Source organism: Ignavibacteriota bacterium, assembly GCA_016212665.1.
In the GTDB taxonomy this organism is placed as follows: domain Bacteria; phylum Bacteroidota; class Ignavibacteria; order UBA10030; family SZUA-254; genus FW602-bin19.
Window position 1 is genome coordinate 1 of the sequence record JACREZ010000010.1, and the last position, 6,501, is coordinate 6,501.

The 6,501-nt window shown below is 42.5% G+C and carries 6 protein-coding genes; 1 reads left to right on the forward strand and 5 read right to left on the reverse strand.

Annotated features, from left to right (window positions below):
• The 5 genes from HY960_03595 to HY960_03615 form a co-directional block, all read right to left on the reverse strand.
• Nucleotides 1-483, reverse strand: a 483-nt coding sequence (locus HY960_03595) for a hypothetical protein (protein ID MBI5214812.1), incomplete at its 3' end; no start/stop codon positions are given.
• A 24-nt stretch (nucleotides 484-507) separates the two neighbouring features.
• Nucleotides 508-1,854 carry a tRNA (N(6)-L-threonylcarbamoyladenosine(37)-C(2))-methylthiotransferase MtaB gene (gene mtaB / locus HY960_03600; GenBank protein ID MBI5214813.1) on the reverse strand — a complete coding sequence of 449 codons (1,347 nt, stop codon included), beginning with the start codon at nucleotides 1,852-1,854 and terminating at the stop codon, nucleotides 508-510.
• 113 nt (nucleotides 1,855-1,967) lie between these two features.
• Nucleotides 1,968-3,809 (reverse strand): 30S ribosomal protein S1, encoded by a 1,842-nt coding sequence (gene rpsA, locus HY960_03605; GenBank protein ID MBI5214814.1) that lies wholly within the window; start codon nucleotides 3,807-3,809, stop codon nucleotides 1,968-1,970.
• Between the two features lie 145 nt (nucleotides 3,810-3,954).
• Nucleotides 3,955-4,857: a 4-hydroxy-3-methylbut-2-enyl diphosphate reductase gene (locus HY960_03610; GenBank protein MBI5214815.1), complete on the reverse strand. Its 903-nt coding sequence runs from the start codon at nucleotides 4,855-4,857 to the stop codon at nucleotides 3,955-3,957.
• Nucleotides 4,854-5,543 carry a (d)CMP kinase gene (locus HY960_03615; protein ID MBI5214816.1) on the reverse strand — a complete coding sequence of 230 codons (690 nt, stop codon included), beginning with the start codon at nucleotides 5,541-5,543 and terminating at the stop codon, nucleotides 4,854-4,856. The genes HY960_03610 and HY960_03615 overlap by 4 nt, the downstream gene beginning before the upstream one ends.
• Before the next feature lie 247 nt (nucleotides 5,544-5,790).
• Between HY960_03615 and HY960_03620 the strand changes: the two genes are divergently transcribed.
• Nucleotides 5,791-6,327: an RNA methyltransferase gene (locus tag HY960_03620; protein MBI5214817.1), complete on the forward strand. Its 537-nt coding sequence runs from the start codon at nucleotides 5,791-5,793 to the stop codon at nucleotides 6,325-6,327.
• Nucleotides 6,328-6,501: the final 174 nt, after the last annotated feature.

Consider the following 6,501-nt stretch of genomic DNA (forward strand, 5'->3'; position numbering starts at 1 on the left):
ATCCCAATTCCATTTGTAATCGGAATTGGCATTGTACATTTCATCCGCATCGCGTTGCAACAACATCTGCTCGTTGTAATCATCTACGCTTTGGAAGTTACCGATGTCAATAAAATACTGAGCATCTTTTCCATCTTTGTTGATGCCTGCATACTGAACGGCAAAATCCCGCGCATCATCTCTCACCCAATCGCCGTACATTCTGAACGAAGTCCACGTGAGCCACAATGTTCCCTCTGCAATGGTGAAATATTTTCCGGTCGCATAATCATCAGCATACCATTCGCCGAGACCGGGAAGCAACAGCGAAAGAGCGGCAGCGGCGGCAACACTTTTCTTCCCGCTCACTCCGGTGAACTCAATCTCTTTGAAGTTTGAGGAGGATGATAAATCAAGTTTATCAGTTTGTGAAAAGAATGGACGAACAGATTGTCCAAAGGAAACTTGGACTACAAGCAAGATTGCGATGAAGATTGATTTCATTAAGTAGTTTTTTGACAGATATTGTTAAACTGTGGTACAAGAATACGCAAAATCAGATTCAGATTCAACTTTCACAGCGTTGACAAGTTCCCCGTTGCATATTTCACCGTCAATTGAAAGTATTTTAACTGATTCGACTTGATTTACATACGATTCTGTTGCAGGAACATGAACACGAAGATAATTTGTCACCAACCCTGAGGCAACTCCTTCGTGCGCTTCTCCTTCAAACAAAACCGGAACCGTTCTTCCAACAAACGATGTCGCAAATTCGTGCCGCTTCTTTTGACTGACAATTCTGAGAATGTTGTTTCGTTCGTGACGGATGCGCGGTTCAACTACTTTATCGAATTCAGTCGCAATCGTGTTTTCTCGCTCTGAGTATGTGAAAACATGTAAATAAGAAATCGGCATGTCAGCAATGAACGTTGCAGTCTCACTGAACAACTCATCTGTTTCACCCGGAAATCCGACAAGAACATCAGCGCCTATGCCTGCATCTGCATCAAGTTTTTTTATGAATTCAATCAACGAACGATATTCATTCGTCAGGTAACGGCGGCGCATTTGTTTCAGGATAGTATCGCTTCCGCTCTGCATCGGGATATGGAAATGATTGCAGAATCGTTTCGAGTTGAGAATGAACTCTACAATTTCCGGCGTGAGCAGATTCGGTTCAATCGAACTAACGCGGATGCGTTCCAATCCATCAACATCATCGAGAGATTTGATGAGTTCAAAAAATGTTGTCCCGATTTTCCGACCGTAATCCCCGACGTTCACTCCGGTCAAAACAATTTCCTTAAATCCCTTTTCTACAAGTGTACGCGCCTCGTTGATGATTCGTTCCACCGATTGACTTCTGCTTTCCCCACGTGCAAGCGGAATCGTACAGAACGAACAGGTATAATCGCATCCATCTTGAACTTTGAGAAATGCTCTCGTTCGTCCATCAACATCACCGGAATAACTTGAGATGAAATCTTCCACTTCATCAATACATGAAACAAACACTTGTGGAACGCCCCGCTTCTGAAATCCGTTTGCGTAGTTGAAGATGTTGAACTTTTCTTTCGCTCCCAAAATCAAATCCACTCCTTCAATTGTTGATATTTCATCAGGTTGGAGTTGAGCGTAACAACCGGTGACAACTACAAATGCATTCGGAGATTTTCTCAGCGCACGGCGAATCAACTGCCGACATTCTTTATCGGCACGCTCGGTGACACTGCATGTGTTCAACACAAATACATCCGAGGGTTGAGAATCATCAACAATGGTGAAACCCCGCTCGACGAACTGACGACCGAGCGTTGAAGTTTCCGCAAAGTTCACTTTGCAACCTAATGTTTGGAGAGAGACTTTTTTCATTTGATAAAATTATAAAGACGTTGCCCTTTGCAGAACAACGTCTTTACAACACAAATAACATTGCGAAGGTTTCAAAGAATTAACCAAGATGAACCTTCGCAAGGTTGGATTAGTTAAACCAGGAATTCCGGAGGCGGCGCTTGCTCGTTGAGCATTTCCGGCGCTATCTCTATCGGCTTTCCTTCGACTGAAGCAATATCCTTCATCGTCATCTTCGGAAGTTTGAATTTGTTGATGTAATCATCCATCATCTTCTGTTCTTTATCTTTAAAGTATTCGACTGCCGAGAGAACGATTTTCTTATTCTCTTTATCGAATTCGATTACCTTCAAGGGAAGAACATCTCCGTTCTTAAACTTCTCGCCAACGTTCTTCAACGAAGCCGTTGTAAGATGTGTTGCCGGAACGAAGGCATCAACTCCCATCGGAAGTTCAACGATGACTCCTTTTTCAATGATGCGATTGATAACACCTTCAGTTTCGATACCCTTCGAGTAGAATTGTTCAAATCCATCCCAAGGATTGTCTTTCACTTGTTTGTGTCCGAGTGAAATCCGGCGTGCTTCTGCATCAATTCCAAGAATCATTACTTCGATTTCCTGTGCTTTCTTCAACACTTCGGCTGGATGGCGAATCTTCTTCGTCCATGATAAGTCGGAAATGTGAACAAGCCCATCGAAACCGGGCTCAAGTTCCACAAACGCACCGAAGTTGGTGAGATTGCGAACCGCTCCTTTGTGAATCGAATTGATGGGGTACTTCTGTAAGAAACTCAACCATGGGTCTGGTTCGAGTTGTTTCATACCAAGAGAAATTTTCTTGTTCTCTTTGTCGAGCGAAAGGATAATTGCATCAACCATTTGTCCCATCGAAACTAATTGAGACGGATGTTTGATGTGCTGTGTCCAACTCATTTCAGAAATGTGAATAAGACCTTCGATGCCCTTTTCAATTTCAATGAATGCTCCATAGTCTGCCATTGAAACAACTTTACCTGTTACTTTTGTTTGTAGCGGATATTTTGCTTCGATGTTTTCCCATGGATGTGCCTGAAGTTGTTTGATACCAAGTGAAATACGTTTCTTGTCTTCACCGAAATCAAGCACGGCGACATTCATCACCTGGTCAAGTTTGACAATCTCTGACGGATGATTGACACGACCCCATGATAAATCGGTAATGTGAACCAAACCATCAACGCCGCCCAAGTCAACGAACACACCAAAGTCGGTGATTGCTTTGACAACGCCTTCAAGTACCTGACCCTTTTCAAGCCGGTCGAGAATTTCTTTCCGTTGTCCTGCGAGTTCTTCTTCGATGAGCGCTTTATGGCTGACGACTACGTTTTCGTACGGGTGATTTACTTTGACCACGCGGAAGTCCATTGACTTACCGAGGAACTGGTCGAAGTCACGAACCGGTCGAACGTCAATTTGTGAGCCGGGGAGAAATGCTTCGATGCCAAATAAATCTACAACTAAACCGCCTTTGATTCTTCGGCTGATTTTTCCTTGTAATACTTCCTGCGTATCGTGCGCTCTGAGAATTCGTTCCCAGATTCTGATAAAATCTGCGCGCTTACGGGAAAGAACAAGTTGTCCTTCTTTGTCTTCGACGCTTTGTAAGAATACTTCAATTTCGTCTCCCGGTTTTAATTCATCAATGTTCGGGAACTCGACGATTGATACAATTCCTTCCGACTTGAATCCGATATCAATGGCTACGCCATCATCATTTATTGCAACGATTTTGCCCCGTACTATTTCACCTTCCTTTACATCATGGAAAGTTGTATCATACATCCTGGCAAGTTCTTGCATTTCGTCTTGCGTGTAGCCTCCAAATTCTTCGTCAACAAGAAATTTCGGTGGCTTCTTCAAAGCCGCCGGGCGTTTTGGTTCTAACGGTGTTGAAAGAACCGGTTCCTGAGGGATTGATGTTACTGTTTCTGTCATTATGTTTCCTTTATTGTTGTTAGATGGAGTTCCGGATAAGAAAACCATCTTGCCTGTCATTTCTTTGTGTTGTCATCAAACACACAGAATGGAAGGACTTGATTAGTTGTACATTAGTGATTTAGTGATGACTGAATTTATACTCTTACGCCGCATGAAGAACACTGAACCGCTCTTCGATTGCGTGCTTTACTCGTTCCATTAACCAGTGCGGTGTTGAAGTTGCGCCGCTGATTCCGACATGTTCAACTTCTTCAAACCACTCCGGTTGTAATTCCGTTTCGTTCTCGATAAAGTATGTTCTCGGATTTGCTTCCTGGCAAATGTGGAACAATACTTTCCCGTTTGAACTGATTCTACCTGCGACAAAAATCATGATATCATTTTGCCGCGCATACTCTTGTAACTTCTTATCGCGACCAAACACCTGACCGCAAATTGTATCTTTTGCATGAAACTCAACTGCTTCATCCATAAAACCGGAAACGACAAAATCTTTTATCTTTTCCTGAAGCGCTGTTTTGATTTTGTGAAACGTTTCCTTGTCCATCGTCGTTTGCGAGAACAAGACCGTCTTCTTTTCAAAATTTATTTTTGAAATTTCTTCAAGCGATTTGATTACTATCGCTTCGCCGTTCGTCTGTCCGACTAAACCAACCACTTCTGCGTGGTCAATCTTTCCGTAGATAACAACCTGGAATCCGGTATCATAAAACTTCTTGATTCGTTCCTGAACTTTCCGAACAACCGGGCATGTTGCATCAATCAATTCAATGCCGAGTTCTTTTGCTCGCTCAAACGTTGATGGCGGTTCACCATGAGCGCGAATCAAAACTTTCGCATCTTTAATGCTTGCAAGGTCTTCACGATGGATTGTCTTCAATCCTTTTTGTTCGAGTCGTTCAATCTCCATCGGGTTGTGAATGATTTCACCAAGTGAATACAAATTCATTTCACCCGGAAGTGAAGCCAATTCACTCTCAGCGATGTCAATCGTACGAACAACACCCCAGCAGAAGCCGGCGCTTTTATCAATGGAAACGTTCATGAATTCAAAGAACTATGGTTGATGATTTCTTTTGCTTTCGTTACAATAAACTCTACCTGTTCATCAATCGTCATTGATGAAGTGTCCAACAAGATTGCATCGTCGGCTTTTCGTAACGGACTTTCTTTTCTTGTTGAATCAAACTCGTCGCGCTTTGTCAGTTCATCTGCCAACACATCAAGCCCGACTTCAATTCCTGTCTTCTTCAAATCCATTTGACGGCGTTTCGCCCGTTCATTCACCTGAGCAACAAGAAATATTTTCAAATCTGCATTCGGAAAAACAACTGTGCCGATGTCTCTTCCTTCAAGAACGATTCCGCCGTTCTCCCCCATCTTGCGTTGCTCTCGAACCATTACTTCACGAACGGCTTTGATGCTACTAACAGGACTTGCCGCTTTTGTTACTGCCTGAGAGCGAATACGTTCCGTCACATCTCTTGAATCAAGAAAGATGTGTAAACCGTCTTCTTGCTGACGTAATTGTATTTCTGTTTGATGCGCTAACTGACCGATTGTTTCGTGGTCGTCTAAATGTAGTTGTTGCTCTAAAACTTTGAGCGTCATTGCCCGGTACATTGCACCCGTGTCAATGTGCAAGTATCCTAACTTTCCGGCAACCAAGCGAGCTGTTGTACTTTTCCCCGACGCCGCCGGACCATCTATGGCAATGATTAATTTCCTCAAATTAGTTGGATTTTTGACATTTTTACGCCCGCCAATATACTAATTTCCACTTTCGGAAACAACCGAGTATATTTGCCCGTCTCTTTGAATTCATCTGCTACTGCTAATCATAAATCCGAAATACTAAATCCTAATATCTAAACAAATTCGAATAACTAAATTCATTATTCAACCTATCCTTTTTCGGTATTAGATATTAGGATTTGTTTAGAATTTCGATATTCGTATTTAGAATTTTACAATAGTTATGCGAAAACTCACCCACTCCGAAATCTCCCAACATCGTTACTCGCCCGAACAATTGAAGACAATGCCACGGCTTCCTATTTATGTACTGCTCGATAATATTCGAAGTTTATACAATGTCGGCTCGGTTTTCCGTACTTCTGACGGAGCAAGAATAGAAAAATTGTTCTTAACGGGCTATACGCCCTACCCTCCACGAAAAGAAATTGACAAAACTGCTTTGGGAGCAACCAATACTGTCCCTTGGGAATATTACAAAGACCCGGTTGAGCCGCTACAACTTCTCAAGTCTCAGGGAATCCGCATTTGCACACTCGAACATACCGATAAAAGCATCCCCTACTTCTCCCTCACGAAAGAACATTTCCCTCTTTGTTTGATAGTCGGCAATGAAATTACCGGTGTGAGAAAAGAAATCATCGCCGAAAGCGACTTCTCAGTAGATATTCCCATGTTCGGGATGAAACAATCTCTGAACGCCGCAGTTGCCTATGGAATCGCCGTGTTTGAGTTTGTAAAGATACTTAGAAACAGCTGAATCCTGCCTGTAGCTTCATAAACACTACTCATTTTTTCAAAAAATCGGTCGGTTTTTTCTAAATATCGGTCGGTTTTTTCTAAATATCGGTCGGTTTTTTCTAAATATAGGTCGGTTTTTTCCAAATATCGGTCGGTTTTTTCTAAATATCGGTCGGTTTTTTCCAAATATCGG